The 19,061-nt window shown below is 50.2% G+C and carries 10 protein-coding genes; 8 read left to right on the top strand and 2 right to left on the bottom strand.

Annotated features, from left to right (window positions below; all coding sequences use genetic code 11):
* The 7 genes from OXH16_20695 to OXH16_20725 form a co-directional block, all read left to right on the top strand.
* Positions 1–455 (top strand): ABC transporter ATP-binding protein (locus OXH16_20695; GenBank protein MCY3683825.1); only part of this gene is annotated, 455 nt, incomplete at its 5' end.
* A 15-nt stretch (positions 456–470) separates the two neighbouring features.
* A complete protein-coding gene (locus OXH16_20700) occupies positions 471–3,971 on the top strand; it encodes a hypothetical protein (protein MCY3683826.1) in 3,501 nt (1,166 codons plus the stop codon).
* An 18-nt stretch (positions 3,972–3,989) separates the two neighbouring features.
* On the top strand, positions 3,990–5,057 hold the full coding sequence (locus OXH16_20705) for an efflux RND transporter periplasmic adaptor subunit (GenBank protein MCY3683827.1): 1,068 nt from the start codon (positions 3,990–3,992) through the stop codon (positions 5,055–5,057).
* On the top strand, positions 5,054–8,119 hold the full coding sequence (locus OXH16_20710) for an efflux RND transporter permease subunit (GenBank protein MCY3683828.1): 3,066 nt from the start codon (positions 5,054–5,056) through the stop codon (positions 8,117–8,119). The genes OXH16_20705 and OXH16_20710 overlap by 4 nt, the downstream gene beginning before the upstream one ends.
* A complete protein-coding gene (locus tag OXH16_20715; protein MCY3683829.1) occupies positions 8,116–12,843 on the top strand; it encodes an efflux RND transporter permease subunit in 4,728 nt (1,575 codons plus the stop codon). Before OXH16_20710 ends, OXH16_20715 begins: the two co-directional genes overlap by 4 nt.
* Before the next feature lie 46 nt (positions 12,844–12,889).
* A complete protein-coding gene (locus OXH16_20720) occupies positions 12,890–13,543 on the top strand; it encodes a hypothetical protein (GenBank protein ID MCY3683830.1) in 654 nt (217 codons plus the stop codon).
* 124 nt (positions 13,544–13,667) lie between these two features.
* A complete protein-coding gene (locus tag OXH16_20725) occupies positions 13,668–14,330 on the top strand; it encodes a tetratricopeptide repeat protein (GenBank protein MCY3683831.1) in 663 nt (220 codons plus the stop codon).
* A gap of 271 nt (positions 14,331–14,601) precedes the next feature.
* Here OXH16_20725 and OXH16_20730 read toward each other — a convergent pair whose 3' ends face one another.
* Entirely contained in the window at positions 14,602–15,222 is a 621-nt protein-coding gene (locus OXH16_20730; protein MCY3683832.1) for a helix-turn-helix domain-containing protein, read from the bottom strand.
* A gap of 228 nt (positions 15,223–15,450) precedes the next feature.
* Between OXH16_20730 and gcvT the strand changes: the two genes are divergently transcribed.
* On the top strand, positions 15,451–16,542 hold the full coding sequence (gene gcvT, locus OXH16_20735; GenBank protein ID MCY3683833.1) for a glycine cleavage system aminomethyltransferase GcvT: 1,092 nt from the start codon (positions 15,451–15,453) through the stop codon (positions 16,540–16,542).
* 78 nt (positions 16,543–16,620) lie between these two features.
* On the opposite strand, the gene leuS is transcribed toward gcvT, so the two are convergent.
* Positions 16,621–19,059, bottom strand: coding sequence for a leucine--tRNA ligase (leuS, locus tag OXH16_20740; GenBank protein ID MCY3683834.1), 2,439 nt, complete (start codon positions 19,057–19,059; stop codon positions 16,621–16,623).
* Positions 19,060–19,061 lie beyond the last annotated feature (2 nt).

Genomic DNA, 19,061 nt, shown 5'->3' on the forward strand with positions numbered 1-19,061 from the left:
CACAGACCATTTTGACCAATCCAGAGTTTCTCATTGTCGATGAACCCACCGTAGGACTTGACCCGGAAGAACGCATACGGTTTCGAGGTATTTTGGGACGCTTGAGCAGCGATCGCGCAATTTTGATTTCCACGCATATTGTGGGCGATATTTCAAGCACCTGTGAAGATCTCGCGGTCCTGGATACCGGACGGCTGATCTTTCGCGGTTCTCCCGGAGAACTCATTTCAAAAGCCGATGGGAAAACCTGGGAAGTACAGGTCGATGACGCTGGTTTTGAAATGCTATCGCGCGTGTTTCGCGTAGTCACAGTAAATGTTGAGGGCGACCTGATGCGTTTGCGTATGGTAGGGGATGGCGAGCCACCCGCTGATGCCGAAGCAGTCGCGCCCAATCTCGAAGATGCCTATGTCTATTTTGTCGGAGGCGATACCACAGGCGAAATCGCAGCATAATTAAGGATTAATACTATGCTATCTATCTTTCACAATGTATGGGGCGTTGCGCGTTATGAGCGCAAAATGCTCTTGAGAACCACAAAATTCCGTATTTTGGGCGGCCTGGGCATGAGTATTCCCGTTTTACTCGGCATCGGCTTTGCCATAGCAGAAGCCAACGGTGCTGAACTGCCCGTGGGTATTGATTCTTATGTTCCGTTTTTGGTGTACAGTTTCCTGCAGACCATTGTCATAGCATTTATTGTGGGGGATTTTAGAGCAGCGGATGAACAGGCGCATATTTACGAAGTCGTGGCCGGGCGTCCCATTTCGACAGCGGAACTGGTTGCGGGTAAATATCTGGGCATTGTTAGTGCGCTTGTCTTTTTGAGCCTGGGCGTTCTGCTTCTAACCCTGGGCATTCAGGCTGCAAAAATCAGCATGACGGGCAATCCATTTACAATAAAACCCTATATCAGCTACCTCGTACTCATGAACCTGCCCGCCCTGATTTTTATGTCTTCTGTGACATTTTTCCTGGGTGCCGTGTTGCGACGGCAAGCGGCAGTCGCCCTGATTGTGATCGGGTATTTGCTGGCCGTCCTGTTATTCCTGGGCAGGCGATATGACGGCATATACGACTTTGGTGCTTTTTTTACGCCTCTGTATTATTCCGACCTGATTGGTCTGGCAGATATGACGCAAGTGGGGCTAAAGCGTCTGTTTTACATCTTGCTCGGCATTGGATTTTTTGGCTTTTCGATTGATTGGTATCCCCGTCTTGCACATTCCTTAGTCGCGCGGTGGTTTGGCCGCGGCTGCGCGCTGACCGGTTTTGGTCTGGCTGTGGGCCTTTACTTCTATATGGATGCAGAAGCATTAGACCGGAAAGCATATCGCCATTCGTTGATCGAGCAACAAGAAACTGTGGCGAATATTCCCGTTGCGGAAATAACCCATTACGATCTGGCATTGACGCTTTTGGAAGAGGAGCCGCTTGCTGCCTCTGGCACGATTAGATTGAAAAACCCCCACGAAGCACCGCTCGATACGCTGATTCTTTTGCTCAATCCCGGCTTTGAAATCCAGAGCCTGATGCGCGGCGATGGCGGCGCAATAACGTGGGATCGTATGGGAAGCGTGATCCGCGTCATACCCGCTAACCCCCTGCAATCGGAGCGAGAGCTCGATCTGACATTGGCATACGCGGGCGATATTGACACAGATGGTTTTGATCTCAAACGGGAAAAAGCCAGACCGAAGCTGCGCAAACGCGAAGGGCCATTTGGAATATTTAATAAAGGATCTTTAACGGCGTGGATTCGCGACAATTCCGTCTTCTTGCCTCCGCGCAGCCGATGGTATCCCGTGACAGGCGTTGATTACGGCTATGAAGATACGCGTGCGGTTTCCTTTTCAACGGCAAACTTGCAAATAACATATCCGCAAGGCATCGAAGTCATTACTCAGGGACAGGCTGGCAAGACCGACACGCTCGGCACACAGGTAACGCGCCAATGGATCGTCGAAAAACCCGTGCCTGTCCTGTCGCTGAATGCGGGCGAATACCGCGTTTACCACGCGACCATTCACGATGTCGAATGCGTCCTTTACGCCCATCCATCGCATCTGCGTCCGGTCCGATTTTTTGAAGGTGCCGAAGAAGAGATTTTGCGTGCACTCGGGCAAATCATGGACGCAATGGAGCAGGAATCGGGCATGAAATACCCCTATACCAGCCTTTCTGTGGTGGAAATTCCCTTCCACGTTCAATGGTATTACGAAGGCTGGGAAGAAAAGGGCGGGTTGACGCAACCCGGTGTGTTGATGATTGAAGAAGATGTGTTCATGCGGCAGCAATTTACCCGCGATTTTAAGCGTTATCAGGAGCGCTCACGCGGCAATCGAGAACCCAAAGATATTAAAAAGGATCTTTTGGTACGCGCGGTTTTTTCGACCTTTTTTTCCAGAGAAGGAAATTCGGGCAGACAGGGACAGCCCGGCGGGTTATTTCGCAGCCCTGTTGTTCAACTCTGGGCTTATGACAAGCAGTTTGTGGGCGAACATTATTCCCTTCTCAAAAAGGGCATGCCCCTGTATCTCCAGAATGATTTGAGTTCCAATATGACTTCTGCTTTTTATTCCAGCCAACGACGCGGTGGTGGCGGCGACAGGGGGCGTGGGGGTCGCGATGGTCCTGGCGGTCGCGGTGGTCCCGGTGGTCCCGGTGGTCGCTTCGGGTCGGGCGGGGGATCGGGTGCTGCCTGGGACACATTGATTGCGAAAATGCAACGCAAGTCCTTTGCCGATTTAAATCCCGAAACGCAAGCCGGTCTCTATCGCCAGGTTCTCGACGCCAAGGGACCCGCACTTTTTCAAATGATGGAATCTTTTTGGGGTGAGGAAACATTTCGCACGATCTTAGACGACATAGACCACAATCACAAATACGAGGACATTGATTTTTCGACCTTTGAGCGCGCGGCTGTGGGCGATACCACAGAAAGTGAAGAGAGCCAAAAATTGCAACGCCTTGTCAACGACTGGATTTTCAGTACAGAAATCCCGGGCTATACCCTCACAAGAGTCAAAGCTCTGAAGATGGACGACGGCTTTGGTATGGTGGTCTATCAATTGATTCTGCGGATAAAGAATAGCGAACCGGGCAGGGGATATGTGCAAATTACGGCGACGGGGCGGGGCGATGAGGCCGTAAAGGGCGTAGAGATTGAAGGTGGACAGGAGATTGAAGTGTCGATGGTTTTGTGGGAGCAACCCTTCAGGGTGATGGTCGAACCCTTTTTTGCGCGCAATCGGCGCCCTCTGATGTCCCCTGTGCGCGTTCCCGAAGATGTCACAGAGGGTTTTCCGGTCGCTTATGTCAAAGACGTGACGGGCGAAGAGTCTGGTCCTCTTGAAATTATTGTAGATAATGACGACGATGGATTTTCAATGCCCGTGCGGCGTGCAACGCGCTACTTCCGTCCGGGACTCAAAGGCGGCAACTGGCGCGAACAGGGCCTGCCAATGGCTTTCGGACGATTTGAGACAAACTATCGAAGAAAGTCTCAAGGGGATGGTGCACAGCCTGCGGTTTGGGCAGCGCAAATGCCCAGAGACGGCGAGTTTGATGTAAGTTTCTATTTTGTCGATCCCGCAATGGCCAGGCGCATTCGAATTGCATCGACCTTTACACTCACTATTTTTTATGGGGGCAAAGCCGATACGCTCGAAATAGAACGCGACCAGATGAAAGCGGGATGGAATTATCTGGGGCGATACAAATTTGCCGAGGGCGAAGAAGCCGCAGTCGAATTATCTGACCGCGCAGAAGGGCGAGGGGGGCTCTATGCCGATGCCGTGCGATGGCGTTTTTTTGATCCGGAAAACCCCGATGCCTACGAAGATGAAATGCCCACCTTTACTGGACGCGGCAGAGGTGGACCAGGTGGTGGGCCTGGAGGACGCGGCGGCGGGGATGGTAGGCGAGGTCCTGGTGGTAATAGAGGTGGCGGCGGGTTTTTGGGCTTTTAATTTAACGGAGGGATAGACGTGAAGTTTGATTTTTGCTCAAAATTTCTATTGGCAATTGTTCTTTGTGGGATAGTCGCCTGTGATCAGCAGGCGGAACAGCGCACCGTTGATCTGACGGTTCCGGTCACTGTTCAATCCGTAGAGACGGGAACAATCGAATCTATTGTGACGGCGACAGGAACCCTCAGGCCAGTGCGCGAAGCCCAGATTACAACGGAGATTCGGGGGAGTCTGTACTGGAGCAAAGGGCGTAATAACCGCTTGCTCGCCAAGGGTTCGGAGGTTAGAAGGGGGCAGACTATAGCCAGGCTCGACAGCGACGAATGGGTTGTTGGCGCGCGGGTAGAAGCTCGCAAACTGGCGGTTGAAACAGCCAAGCGAACACTAAAAGAGCAGGAAACCCTGTTTAGCAGGCAACTGGCTACGGAAATGGACGTCGAAAGTGCGCGTAGAGCCTGGGCCGATGCAGAAGCCAATTATCAGGATGCCCTCATCAAAATCGACAAGACCAAACTTTTAGCCCCCATTCAGGGCGTAATGTCGGAACTCGCGGATATTACACAGGGAACGCTGGTGACGCCGAATACCGCAATCGCAAAAATTATGGATTATTCACAGGTATTTGTGGATCTGAAAATTCCCAATGCCCAGATTATCAATGTGAAATTGGGCCAGGGCATCCGCGTGAGCAATTACGCTTTGCCCGAAGAAGTTTTTGAGGGCGAGATTGTCGAGATGGATCCGGCTATTGATCCGGTTACGCGTACAGTTCGGGTCGTCGGTATGGTCGATAATCCCGACTTGTTGTTGCGAGCAGGCATGTTTGTCAAAGCGGAAATCGTTACGGAGTCGCGGCAAAATGTCGTACTTATTGCGCGCAATCTCGTTTTGCGGCGGAGAAATCAGAAGGTCGTTTTTGTTGAAGAAGAAGGCCGCGCACAACAACGCGAAGTCGAAACCGGATTGGAAGACCGCGATCGCGTGGAAATTGTGGTTGGCCTTGAACCGGGAGACCAGTTGATCACGAGCAATTACGAAACACTAAGGCCGCGTACCCGGGTGCGGGTCACGGGAGATAGACGATGAATTTGCCTGAATTTTCAACGCGATATCCCGTGACAATTGCCATGGCGACCCTCGCTGTGGTGTTGCTCGGATGGATATCGCTGGACGGTTTGGGCACTGATCTCTTGCCGGATCTTCAGACGCCTGTCGTCACCATAGACCTGACAGCACCGGGCAAATCGCCTGTCGAGATCGAAGAAAGCTATACGCGCCGTCTCGAGCGCGATGTGAGCACGATTAACGGCGTCAAGCGCGTATATTCGATTACCCGCTCGGGGCAAGCCGTGGTCATTGCGGAATTTGCCTGGGATGCGGACATGGATTATGGGTTGCTCGACGTGCAAAAAAGAGTGGGGCGCTATGCGGCAAATGAAGATGTGACGCAACTGGATGTGACGCGAGAAGACCCGCTCGCGCTTGCGGTGATGCGCATTGCGATTACAGCCGACGAAAACACCGAACTCGACGCATTGATGGGTACGGTAGAATTGTTGATCAAACCCAAATTGGAAGCCCTCGATGGCGTGGCGTCTGCCGAGGTGGAAGGGGGGGCAGAAAAGGAAGTGCGCGTTACACTCGACCCCTATTTGCTCGAAGCGTTTGGACTTTCATCCGATGCGGTCATCAATCGCATCGCACAGGCAAATGCCGATGTATCCGGAGGTACGCTCAGAGAAAATCAGCAGTCGTATCTGGTCAAAGCCCTCGGTCGTTTAGATGACATAAACGATGTGCGGGAAGTCATCGTGGGAGAAAGGCGCGGAGGAGGGGGCACAGTTTCTGGCGATCGCGTTCCGGTGCGCGTGCACAACGTGGGCACGGTTGACCTGGAATATCAAGAGCGAGAAACCATCGTGCGCCTCGACGGACGGGAATGCGTTGGCCTCGCCATTTACAAAGAAGCCGGCAGCAATACAGTCGCCGTGGTCAATATAGTATTGGATGCGATAGATGATATCGAAGCAGACCTGAGCGGCATGCAGTTCACAACCGTCGAAAACCAGGCGCGATTTGTCGAAGATGCCATAGGCGAAGTCGAAACATCTGCCATCCACGGGGCGATTTTGGCGATTTTTGTGCTTTTGATCGCGTTGCGGAGTTGGACGGTGACACTGGTAATTGGGTTGGCGATTCCCATTTCCGTATTGGCGACATTCACGCTTATGTACTTTGAGGGTTTGACCCTGAATATTATGACACTGGGTGGGTTGGCTCTGGGCGCGGGCATGCTTGTTGACAATGCCATTGTGGTTATTGAGAATATTTATCGTCACCTGGAAAGCGGCGAGGATGCGCGCACGGCATCGAGCCGCGGCGCATCTGAAGTTGGCGTGGCAATTCTGGCGTCAACGCTGACGACCGTGGCTGTTTTTTTGCCCATTGTCTATTTGCAGGGGCTGGCGGGCAAACTCTTTGTGGATCAGGCGTGGACCGTTGCATTTTCGCTGCTGTCTTCACTGGTTGTGGCAATGACGACGATTCCGATGCTGACGTCACGCATTTTTAGACGGTTGAATACGACGCACAAAACGACTGTTCGGTCGGACAAATACTATCGGTTTCTCAATGGTATTTTAAACCACAAACCCATCATGCTTGTCGTCGTGCTGCTCATTCTGGGTGGAACGGGATATATCGCCCGCGAGTTGCAGACCGAATTTATCCCACGCGAGGATCAGGGATTGTTTCAAATTGACCTCACTTTGCCCGAAGGCTCGCGTGTGGAACTGAGCGATCAGGTCGCCCTGCACGCCAAAGAGATTGTCGAAAGCGTTGGCGGAAGCGATGTGGCGCATGTGTACGCGCTGACCGGCCTCAATCCCGCTCTGGTATCGAGCGGAGGCGAACCGACGGGGCCCAACCGCGCGACCCTATCGGTAGCATTGCACACACAGCGGTCGCGCAGCGTGAGCGAATTGGTGCGCGACCTGGATCCTATTTTGAGTGCCATGCCCGATATCGAAGTGAAATACAAGCTGCACGAAACCGCACTCGAAGGCGTGATGGGCGGGCAAGAAGCACCCATTCAGGTCGAAGTGTCTGGAGAAAATCTCGATATTTTGGCACGCATCACCAAAGAGCTCCAGACGCGGATCGAGGGTCTTCCTTCGGTGTACAATGTGCGCACGAGTTTTCAGGGCGGGCAGCCAGAAATCGATCTGGCGATTCGCGATGAGGTAGCGGCGGCATTCGGATTGACCACGCAGACCATCAGCCGCACACTGGAAAGACAACTGTCGGGAGAAGTTGCTGGCGAACTGTCAAAAGATCAGCGCACAAGGGATATCCGGGTAAAATATCGAGATGTCGATCTGCGCGAACTCCACACCATGCAAATTGAGGGATCAGACGGCGCAATCCTGACATTGGGGGATATTGCCGAACTCAATATTATTGAAGGTCCCCGCGAAATTTTGCGAGAAGATCAGCGGCGCGTGGGGCGCATTACGGGGTATCTCACAGAAGGGCGTATTTTAAGTGAAGCCGTTGCCGACGTACGCGCCATCATGCAGGAAATGGTTGTGCCGTCGGGGTATCGCGTTGAAATTGGCGGGGAAGAGCGCGAGCGCGCAGCGTCATTTGAAAGTCTCAAATTCGCACTCCTGCTTTCAATTGTGCTGGTCTATATGGTTATGGCATCGCTGTTTGAATCCACGCTCCATCCGTTTACCGTCATGTTTTCCGTTCCACTAGCCGGCGTCGGCGTAATATTTGGATTCTATTTTTTGGGCGAACCGCTCAGTGTGATGGCTTATATCGGCATTATTATGCTGGGTGGTATTGCGGTCAACGATGCGATCATTCTCGTGGATCGCATTAATCAACTCAGGCAAGCTGGCCTGACGTTGCGAGAAGCGATTCTACAGGGCGGGCAGGACCGCTTGCGTCCCATTATGATGACGAGTGCGACGACTATTCTCGCCCTGCTGCCCATGGCACTCGGCTTTGGCGAGGGGGCAAAATTGCGCGCGCCTATGGCTATAGCCGTCATTGCCGGATTGGTGACATCGACATTGATGACCTTACTCGTGATACCTACCATGTATGAACTGATTGATCGCCTCCGGAGGAAATCCACGTGACACTTGCCGGTATTGCCGTTCGGCGGCCCGTGACCACGGCCATGTTCTTTTTGGGTCTGGCTATCTTAGGTGCGATTTCACTGGATCGGTTGCCCGTTCAGATCTTTCCCGAACTCGTTTACCCAGAGGTTTTTGTCGCGCTTACTCAGCAGGGCTATTCGCCCGAACAGGTCGAGCGAGAATTGGTTATGCCCGTCGAGCGGGAAGTAGGCAAACTCGAAGGTATTGAAGCGTATGAATCCTTTTCGCGCCAGAACAGTGGCGGGGTACGCATTTCTTACGCGCCCAATACGGATATGAAATTCGCCCTGCTACAACTCGAGAGTCGCATCACGCGCCTGCAATCGGTTTTGCCCGAAAGAACGCGGGTCAACATACAGCGCTTTGATGCCTCTGATCTGAGTGCCACGGTGATGCAAATTCACGTGTTGGGCGAAGGCGATATAAACTGGTTGAGAGAATTTTCCGAGGAGAAAATCAGACCGGAATTGGAAGCGGTCGATGGCGTTGTCAACGCGCAGGTCCTGGGCGGACAAAGAACAGCCATTGAAATTATTGTCGATCCATTGATGCTGCAAGCGCACCAGCTTTCGATGTCTGATGTTCGCAATCGCATCAATGCTTTTAATACGCGGCGGCAATATCTCGGGCGAGTGTACGACGGCGATCAGGCTTATGCAGTCAGCATTAAGGGCCAGTTTACAGACCTCGTGCAAATTCGCAGAGTCGTTATCAAGCCAGAATTGCCCCTGCACCTTGGCGATATTGCCACAATTCGCTACGGACTTCAGGAGCGCACAGATCTGCAGCGCATCAATGGCAAAGCCGCCGTTGGCATTCGCATTCAAAAAGACGATGAAGCCAATCTGATTGAACTTGCAGGAGAACTCGAAGACACCATCGAACGCGTCAACCGAGACCTCGCCTATGAAAATATCCAGCTCGTGATCAGCCAGAATCAGGCAGAGATTATGAACGAAGCCCTCAATTTCCTCAAACGGGCCGCTGTTGTCGGGGGATTGCTCGGGCTTTTCGTTTTGTTCTTGTTTTTGAGAAATCTGCGCTTTGTCGCTGTTTTGCTCCTCGCCATTCCGTGTTCTTTGCTGCTTACATTCAACCTGATGTATATGTGGGATCTCAGTTTGAACGTGCTCTCGATGTGCGGCCTCGCGCTTGCAGTTGGCATGTTGATGGACAATGGCATTGTGGTCATGGAAAATATTTTCAAGCATTTTGAACAGGGCAAACCTCCCAAAGAAGCCGCAAAAGCAGGGACCGATGAGGTCGCACGCGCCGTTGTTGCGGCAACCGCGACTACAATTACTGTTTTTATACCCGTAGTTTTTATTCAAAGCGACTTTCAAGATATCCTGAGAGAATTCGCGCTGTCCATCGCCTTTCCTCTGCTTGCCTCTCTTCTCGTAGCCCTCACACTCGTACCCGCTCTGGCATCAAAAACCCTCTCCCTCGCATCGCAACCGCCAATAGGAACAGGCGTGTTGATCGAGATGTACACCGTGTGCCTCAAAGCGGGCTTGCGCCACAGAATCAGCGTGTCACTGGGTATTGTCGGTGCGCTTGTCATCACGCTGATCATTTCTTTTTTCTTTATGCTGCAACAGGATATCCGTCGCGAAGAAAGCCGTTTTACCGTCTATATCAGCATGCCTGAAGGCACGACTATCGAAGCCCTCGATGCTGTTGTTGGCGAAATTGAAAGTGCTGTGCGAGATCTCAAAGGTGTAGATCGCTTTACGACCAGTATCAGCGAAACCCAGGCGAGTATCAATGTGGAGCTTTTGCCCTTATCCGAACGCCCCGATCAAATTTCTGTCGATCTCATCAAAGAGAATCTCGAAGAGTCCTTCGAAGATGTCCAAAACGCGATTGTGAGTTATGAGGCCATCGCGCGCACAGGCAGGGGAGGTGGGGGAGGCCGGGGGGGAGGTGGGGGAGGTGGAGGTATTCGGGGTGCCGGTCGGGCTTCGGGCGGATTCAATCTGGAAGGGGGCACTCCTTCGGAAATGGCTGTGATTCGCGGCTATGATTTTACGGTGCTTCAAATGCTTGCAGACGATCTGGTCTATCGCCTCGAAGAATTGGAGGAAATCGATCCCAATAGCGTAAGAGCCGATGCAGAACGCGGCGCATCTGAAGTGCATGTTTTGCCCGATGAAGAAGTAATGTTTGATCGGCGATTGCAGGTGCGCCAGGTGCTCAATGCCGTATCCGACGCCAATCCGCGCGGTGCGCGATCCAATATTTCATTTCTCACACCCGAAGGCACTGAAATCCCGATTGATATTCGCAATGTCGAAGACCCCGAAGAAGAGGGGGAGGGTATTGCGGGGTTGAGACAAACGCCGATACTGGGTTCAGGGGGGACGTACATTCCCCTTGTGGAAGTTTCGCATGTTCGCCGAGATCAGGGCAGGAGCATGATTTTGCGCACCGATCAATCGCGGCGCATAATTGTGTCCTATAACTTCGCAGAAGAAATTTTGCAATCTCAGCCTCTGCTGGAAGCCTCTCGCGCTTATGTGCAAGCTGTGGTTTCCGAAATGGTGTTGCCCGAAGGGTATAGCATCGAAATGATCGAGGCAGAGGAAGAGACGATCTATTACTGGATGATGGGCATTGCCGCGCTGTTGATTTTTATGATTTTGGCCTCTTTGTTTGAATCGCTTTCCGCGCCTTTGATTATTCTGTGTACGTTGCCCGCAGCAATTATTGGATCGTGCCTGGCACTGATCTTATCGGGTACGGGATTGACCTCGCAAGAAGCGCCAATGGCACTGTTGGGGCTTATTGTTTTAAGCGGTATTGCCGTCAACAATGGGATCGTGCTGATCGATGCGATTGAAACCCTTCGCCGCCGCGGGTTCAGGCGAGAACGCGCGGTACTCACGGCGAGCCGCTCGCGCGTGCGTCCTGTTTTAATGACTTCGGCAACCACCATTTTGGGCATGTTGCCCCTGGCACTCATATTTGGCGGCGATTACGAAATTTGGCCGCCCTTTGCGATTGTGGTAATCGGAGGCCTGGCGGTTTCAACAGTTTCCACCCTCGTATTTATTCCCGTGGTGTATATGGGAATTGATCAGACCAAAGCCTGGCTAACGGATATTGGGTGGTTCGGCATCGTATTAGGGACGACAGCAGCCGCGGGATTGACGTATTGGGTTGACGATTATTACCAGAGTTTGTTCTGGACCTGTCTTTTGGCATTGCCGGCGTGGATGTTGTGTATGGGTGTGGTCTGGATTGTGCAACGCATTTATCGCGCGCGTATGGCTTCTCTTTCTGAGATCGGCAATATTGAACATCTCGAAATTCGCAATCTGACCAAAATTTACGGCGCGCCGGGGCAGTTTAAGCGCGAATGGGATCGCTTTAAGCGGCGTCATCAGCGCCTTTTAGAGCGCGGGCAGGTATTGGTAGATAAAAAGGCGATTAAGGACAGTTTGTGGTGGAAGTTACCACTTCTGGCACTTTTAATCTATTTGGAAACCTATTTTGAACAGGGATCCTGGATATTTTTGACAGGACTTGCTATATGGGGCCTGGTACATCATCTCATACTATGCGCGGCAGCTTTGCGCGATTACCAGATTGTGAACAGGTGGTTATCACAAATTGCCCGATTGATTTTGCCGCTGGTCTTTATCGCCTTTATCCATTGGCGTCTGGAACTTATATCTTTGACCATCGCCACTTCTGCGATCTACTTGCTCTATCGCATTATCGGATTTTTGGCAAATCGCGTTGCACGAGGTCGCGTTGATCCCGAGCATATACCGGGCAAATTAGGCCCTGTTAAAGGTCTCGTGTACCGCGGCGCTGCAGCCATTCCCCTGATTGGCGTTCCGCGCCCACAATTCCAGGCTCTCGGAGGTGTAAGTCTCGATATTCCGCGTGGCATGTTTGGGCTTTTGGGTCCCAATGGCGCGGGCAAGACTACGTTGATGCGGATAGTGTGTCGGGTCTTGTCGTCAAATTATGGGTCGGTGCTCGCCAATGGAAAAATACCGCTTACACATCGGAATATGCAGGGGGTAATTGGATATTTGCCGCAGCGCTTTGGCCTGTATCTGCACATGTCTGCGTATAATTATCTGGAGTATCGCGCGCTTTTAGAGGGATTTAAGGATGGGGTAGTACGACGCAAGCGCGTTCAGGAATGTCTGGAACAGGTCAATCTATGGGATAGGCGCGACGATTCGATAGGGTCGTTCTCTGGCGGTATGAAACAGCGCGTGGGCATTGCACAAACCCTGTTGCACTTGCCGCAGATTATCGTAGTGGATGAGCCGACAGCGGGATTGGATCCTCTTGAGCGGATCCGATTCAGAAATCTGTTGGCGCGATTTAGCCAGGAAAAAATCATTATTTTTTCCACACATATTGTCGAAGATATTGCGGGCAGTTGTAACCGATTGGCTGTGCTGAATCACGGTAAGGTGCTCTACACGGGAACCCCGATTGAAATGCGCGATTTGGCGCGCGATAAGGTGTGGGAGGCTCTGCTGCCTGATCCGCGCTTTGAAGCACTGGAACGCGATCTGGATATGATTACACATGTGCGCGTGCCCGATGGGATTCGGGTGCGTTTTCTCGCAACTGATCCCATCCCAGAAGCGCGTGCTGTTGCGCCCACCCTCGAAGATGCGTACCTTTATCTTTTGCGACATGGCGATGAATACAAACAGTCTAACATGGCGTGAGTTGCTCTTTTTCGTAGGCAAATTACACAGCCTGAGCATGAGAATCGTGTTTCACCGCAAAATGATTTTTATGTTTGGCGGGATTGTCGCGTATTACGCGATTTTGTACGCGATTGCAATCTGGCGTCCAGGTGAAGGGCTTTCAGTCGAGCAAGCCCTCCATGTATTGGTTGAAGTGCCGGGCACAGTGCTTGCAATTTACCTGACGATGGATCTGGTGTCGGGGGAGAGGGATAAGGATACGCTTGAAATTCTGTTCAGCACAGCGATCAGCCACTACGCGACGTGGGCCGTGAGAATTCTGTCGATCTGTGCGGCGCTATTTGTCACGCTGATGGCAATGAGTACAATTTCCTACTATTTTTTCGCGGAGTTTCCCTATATTCTGGGCGGCTTGAATGCCTGTATCCCCGCCTTTTTTATCGTGGGAGCCACATTTTTGTTTTCCGTCTTGTGTCGCAGTGGCAATGCTGCTGGCATGCTCGCCGTTGGGCTTTTGATTGCGATATTGCTTTCTACCGAGACATTTGAGGATACATCGTATTACCTTTTTCTCAAGCCATTTGACCCACCTTCAGATTTAGATGCCAGCCTGTGGATAAATCGCGTGGTCTTAAACCGCGCGGGTATTGCGATTCTGAGTATATTATTTATTTTTCTGGCTTTGAGACGAATGATAGAGCGCGAAAAGCTGCTGTGATTACTCTAAAAAAAACCGCTCTGAGAGAACGGTTTTTTCTTTATCTTGCCTAAAATGCGCGATTTATATACTTTACACCGCAGAACTTTAACATCTCATAATAGGGCAGGGGAGGAGAACCTCTATGCAGTCACCGCAACCGCAACAAGAAGACATACTGGTCTGGTTTCTCAGGGTGTGGGGCCAGATTGAAGCGAATTATATCAGAATCCTCACGGGATTTGGGATTGCCATTGTCGCTGCGTTGATTGTCCTGTTTTTTTATCGCGGACAAACCCAACGCGCAGAGGCGGCTCGAACAGCCCTCGGAGACGTTTATATCGCACTTTATGAAGGGCGTGTAGAAGATGCGATTGCCTCATCTCAAGAAGTAATGGAAACCTATGCAGGCGAAGCCGAAGCGGGCGAAGCATTAATGGCGCTGGCCAATTTGCATTATGAAGAAGGGCGTATCGCAGAGGCCCGCACATATTTTCAGCAATATGTGGATGAATATCCAACAGACGGACCATTGGGTTACGGTGCCTGGTCGGGTTTGGCGTCATGTCTTGAAAGCGAAGAAAAATTCGCCGAAGCAGGTCAACAGTTCGCATCCTTTGCCGAAGCGCACCCCAGATCACCATTTGCGCCGATAGCTCTGAAAGAAGCCGGCAGATGTTACGAACTCGGAAAAATGCCTCAGCAAGCGAGTGAGGCGTATCAAAAGATCGTCAAAGAATACGATGAGTCGTCCGTCACAAGATTTGCACGCGGTCAATTGAGCATGATGGGTATTGAGATAGATTAGCGCAAATCTTTGAATTTGGCATAATACCATAAATAAAACCCTGGGAAGCAGAAAAACGCTCCTCAGGGTTTTATTTTTTAGGAAAAAGTCTTGAGGTTCCCAAATAGACCAAAATTGGCCTGATTTACAGATGATAAGACTCGTAAAAAAATAACAGTAAAAATTACGGTATAAGATACATTATGTAAACTTAATGCAAAAACCAACCTGAAACTGCTGTATAATGCCCATCCCTGTATCAAGGCTTGATGTGGATACCTATTATTTCATTTTACTGGTGTTTGTGGTGCTGGTCTCTCACATCCGCGTGTGCAAGTCCAAGAGCGCGTTGATATAACAGATCTGACAGCCGCTGGTTCTCTTCGCGCAGTTTCTGAATCGTTTCAGCGCTTTTCTGAGCGGTTATTTCCACTTCTTCTTGTTGTCTGCGCAGCCAATTTGCGTCTTGTTCTGCTTTTTTTTCCTGTTCTTTTACCATATTTAGCTCTTCCCGCGTTTTTTCCAGTTCTTCTTTCAACGCCCGTGCTTCCGTCCATCCAGAGGCAGATGACGCCTCTAATTGCGCATTTCTTTCGTTTATACTGCGAATTTCCGCTCTCAGTTCTCTTTCAACGGTTTCGATCGCTGCCAATTTTCCCAATTGCTGTTGTTGGGCTTCAAATTCGGATTTTTCGACGAGAATTTGATCGGGATTATGGCTTATATCGATCGGATTTTCTCTCATTTCTTTTCCAAACTTTTTCCTAAATATTTCCTGCACCTCATCTCTGGATATCCGCCAGGTCCCATTCCATTTTTCAGGCTTTAAAAAACCTCTATTTATATAATTTCTTATTGTTTTATCAGTAACTTTAAGAATTTTTGCAGCTTCGGAAATTCCATAATTTTCCATTTTTATCCTCCTTTTTATTCCAATTTATTTATAATTATTTTCTATTAAATTAGTAATTTTTTTCCATATCGTCAAGGAGTAAAATAACGAAAAATAGCGCACAAATAACGAATTTTTGTTATTTTTCAAAAACGGACGCATTTTAACACGGATTTTTAAAAAATAAATGCCCTGAAGGACCAGGAAAGGAAAAACTAAAATTTTCGACAAAAAAAGAGGAGGAAATAATTGGAAACCTTAAAAAAAACCCCACTAAACGAAATACACCACAAAACAAACGCGCGAATGGTTCCATTTGGCGGCTGGGAAATGCCGGTACAATACGAAGGGATCGTCGCGGAACATCAAGCGGTGCGATCAAAAGCTGGACTTTTTGACGTCTCGCACATGGGAGAATTTGAATTTAACGGCAAAGGAGCAAAAAAGCTGGTCCAATTTCTAACTGCCAATGACATAGACCGCATTGGCATTGGGCGCGGACAGTATTCTCTGTTTCTCAACAAAAATGGCGGCGCAATTGACGACATTATCGTTTACCGCTCTGGCAAAACAACCTATCTGATCGTCGTAAATGCCGCAAATGTCGATAAAGACTGGAAACATGTCCAGACAGTCGCAAAATCCTGTGACAATGTTCAGGTAACCAATCGCAGTGAAGAATTTGCCCTTCTCGCGCTTCAAGGGCCAAAATCAGAAGCTATACTCTCCCCTATCGCAAATCGGAATCTCTCTGAAATCGGTTTTTTTCGCATTCGAAAAGCAGAACTCGCAGGAATACCCGTTCACATTGCCCGCACGGGATATACTGGCGAAGGAATGAATGGTTTTGAGATATTTACACGAACAGAAGATGCAACGGCGATCTGGAATACCCTCATCGCATCACCCGATGTATCACCTGCAGGATTGGGCGCGCGGGATACACTCCGCATCGAAGCCTCTCTCCCCCTCTACGGGCAGGAACTCAACGAAGCAACAACACCATTAGAAGCCGGGCTGGATCGGTTCGTCTCGCAGGTGGGCGGATTCTCAGGAGCAGAAGCGCTTGAGAAACAGCGCACGGATGGCCTGCGGAAAACACTTGTTATGCTTGAAATGATCGACCGCGGCATCCCTCGCCACGGTTACGAAATCCTGGACTCTTCGGGAAATTCCATAGGTGAAGTCACCAGTGGTACAGCCGCGCCCTATCTAAAAAAGAATATCGCAATGGGTTATGTCCCCCCCAACTATTCGGAAATTGGAACAGAACTCGCGATTGCAATCCGAAATCGCACTCTCAGGGCACGAATTGTTCCCAGGCCATTTTTTAAGCGGTAAATCTATAAAAAATAAATATTAAAAAAGAGACGGGTTTTTACCCGTCTCTTTTTTTGCACATTCGTTATGTAACGTCAGTTACACCACAATATTGACCAGCCGATTGGGAATGACGATTATTTTTTTCGGCTTTTGATCCTGGACATGCGCTTGCACATTCGGCTGTTCCAAAGCCAGACTTTCAATCTCTTCCTGCCCAGAATCAACCTCTACTTCCATGCGCGCACGGACTTTGCCATTGACCTGAACCGGCATCTCTATCGTTGCTGGTCGAGCGAGATTTTCGTCCCATTTGGGCCAATTCTGTTGATGAACGCTGTACTCTCCCCCAATGCGCGACCAAAGCTCTTCGGAGAGATGCGGCGTTATGGGCGCCAGGAGCAAGACAAGCGTCTCAATCGCTTCTTGCCAGGCGCTCGTATGTACAACAGGCGTATTTTGAGCAGCCGACAAACCATTGCTAAACGTCATGAGCGCAGCAAGTGCCGTATTAAACCCAAAGGTTTCAAAATCTTCAGACACCTTGCGAATGGTCTGATGTGTTAAGCGCCGCAAATTATCCTGGGCTTCTTGCGCTGGGTCTCCCTTTGCAGGAGTGCCATTTTCAACAACGAGACGCCACACCCGATTTAAGAATCTCGGGAGCCCTTCCAGGCTCGATGAATTCCAGGGACCTCCCTGTTCCCATCGACTCAAAAACATCAAATAAGCCCGAATACAATCTGTTCCATACTGCTCAATCAGTTCGTCGGGATTCACAAAATTGCCTCGCGACTTGCTCATTTTTTCTTGATCTTCACCCAGAATAATGCCCTGATTAAACAAGCGCGTCATCGGTTCATCATCACTGACGAGGTCCATATCGCGCATGGCCTTGGTGAAGAATCGCGTGTAAAGCAAATGCATGGTCGCGTGTTCTATACCCCCTGTATATTGATCAACAGGCAACCAGTATTCACCCTCGTGAGGTTCAAAAGGCCCCGCATCATAATGCGGGCTTAAATAGCGATATTGATACCATGAAGAACACATAAACGTGTCCATCGTATCCGTCTCTCGCTGCGCTGAAACACCACATTTGGGACAGGTCGTGTTTAGAAATCCTTCGTGATATTTTAGAGGAGATTCACCCGTTGGCAAAAACTCCGCATCATCGGGCAGCATTACGGGTAGGTCGCACTCTGGCACGGGAACCGTTCCACATGTGTGACAGTAAATAATCGGTATGGGGCACCCCCAATAACGCTGGCGAGAAATCAACCAATCGTGAAGGCGATAATTGATTTTTCTTTCACCAATGTCCCGTGATTCCAGATCATCGGCCACTGCATCTTTTCCATCTTGTGAGGACATACCATCGAATTGTCCCGAATTTACCATACGTCCCGCACCGATATATGGCTGGCTAAGAGCTTCACCATCCCAATCATCTGGGGCAATCACAACGGGAATGGACAACCCATACTTTTTTGCAAAATCAAAATCGCGTTCATCATGTGCAGGCACAGCCATAATGGCCCCTGTACCATATTGGAGCAACACATAATCGGCGATGTAAATTGGCACATCGGCATTGTTCATGGGATTAATCGCATAAGCACCGATGAAAACCCCATCCTGTTCTTTATCCGCAGAAAGCCGCTCGATCTCCGACTGACGGCTGGTTTTTTCGCAGTATGCTTTAACAGCTTCCCGTTGCTCTGGTGCGGTTATCTCATCGACCAATGGATGTTCGGGGGCTAAAACAGCAAATGACATGCCAAAAATGGTATCTGGGCGCGTTGTGAACGCGCGAAATGATGACTCTGAATTTTTGACGCGCATTTCAAATTCAACGCCTTCACTTCGTCCAATCCAATTCTCCTGCATGGTCTGCACGCGGTTGGGCCATACAATTTCTGAAAAATTGAGTAACTCCTCAGCATATCGGGTAATCCGAAATAGCCATTGGTCCAGGTCCTTTTTAATCACCGGTGTATCACACCGCTCACAGTGCCTGTCCTCCCCCCAAACCTGTTCTCGAGCCAGGGTCGTATTGCACTGTGGACACCAATCAACAGGAGCTTTCTCTCGATAAGCCAGGCCATTGGCGTAAAATTTGAGGAATAACCACTGCGTCCATTTGTAGTATTCGGGCAAACAGGTGATCGCTTCGCGCGTCCAGTCAAACATTGCACCCATTGTTTTCAATTGTCCGCGCATGCGATCCACATTGTCCAGCGTCCATTTGGCCGGGTGAATGCCCCGTTGGATCGCAGCGTTTTCAGCGGGCAATCCAAAAGCATCAAAACCGATTGGAAACAACACATTATGCCCCTTCATCCGCATATATCGCGCTCGAACATCAGAGGGAGCGATCGCATACCAGTGACCAATGTGGAGATCGCCCGAAGTATAAGGCAACATCGTCAAAGCATAGTGCTTGGGGCTGCCAGGATCGATTTCACTGCGGTACAAACCCGTATCTTCCCAGCGTTGACGCCATTTTTTTTCAATTTCAGCAAACTCGTAAGCCATTG

Source organism: Gemmatimonadota bacterium (assembly GCA_026705765.1).
Lineage (GTDB): Bacteria > Latescibacterota > UBA2968 > UBA2968 > UBA2968 > VXRD01.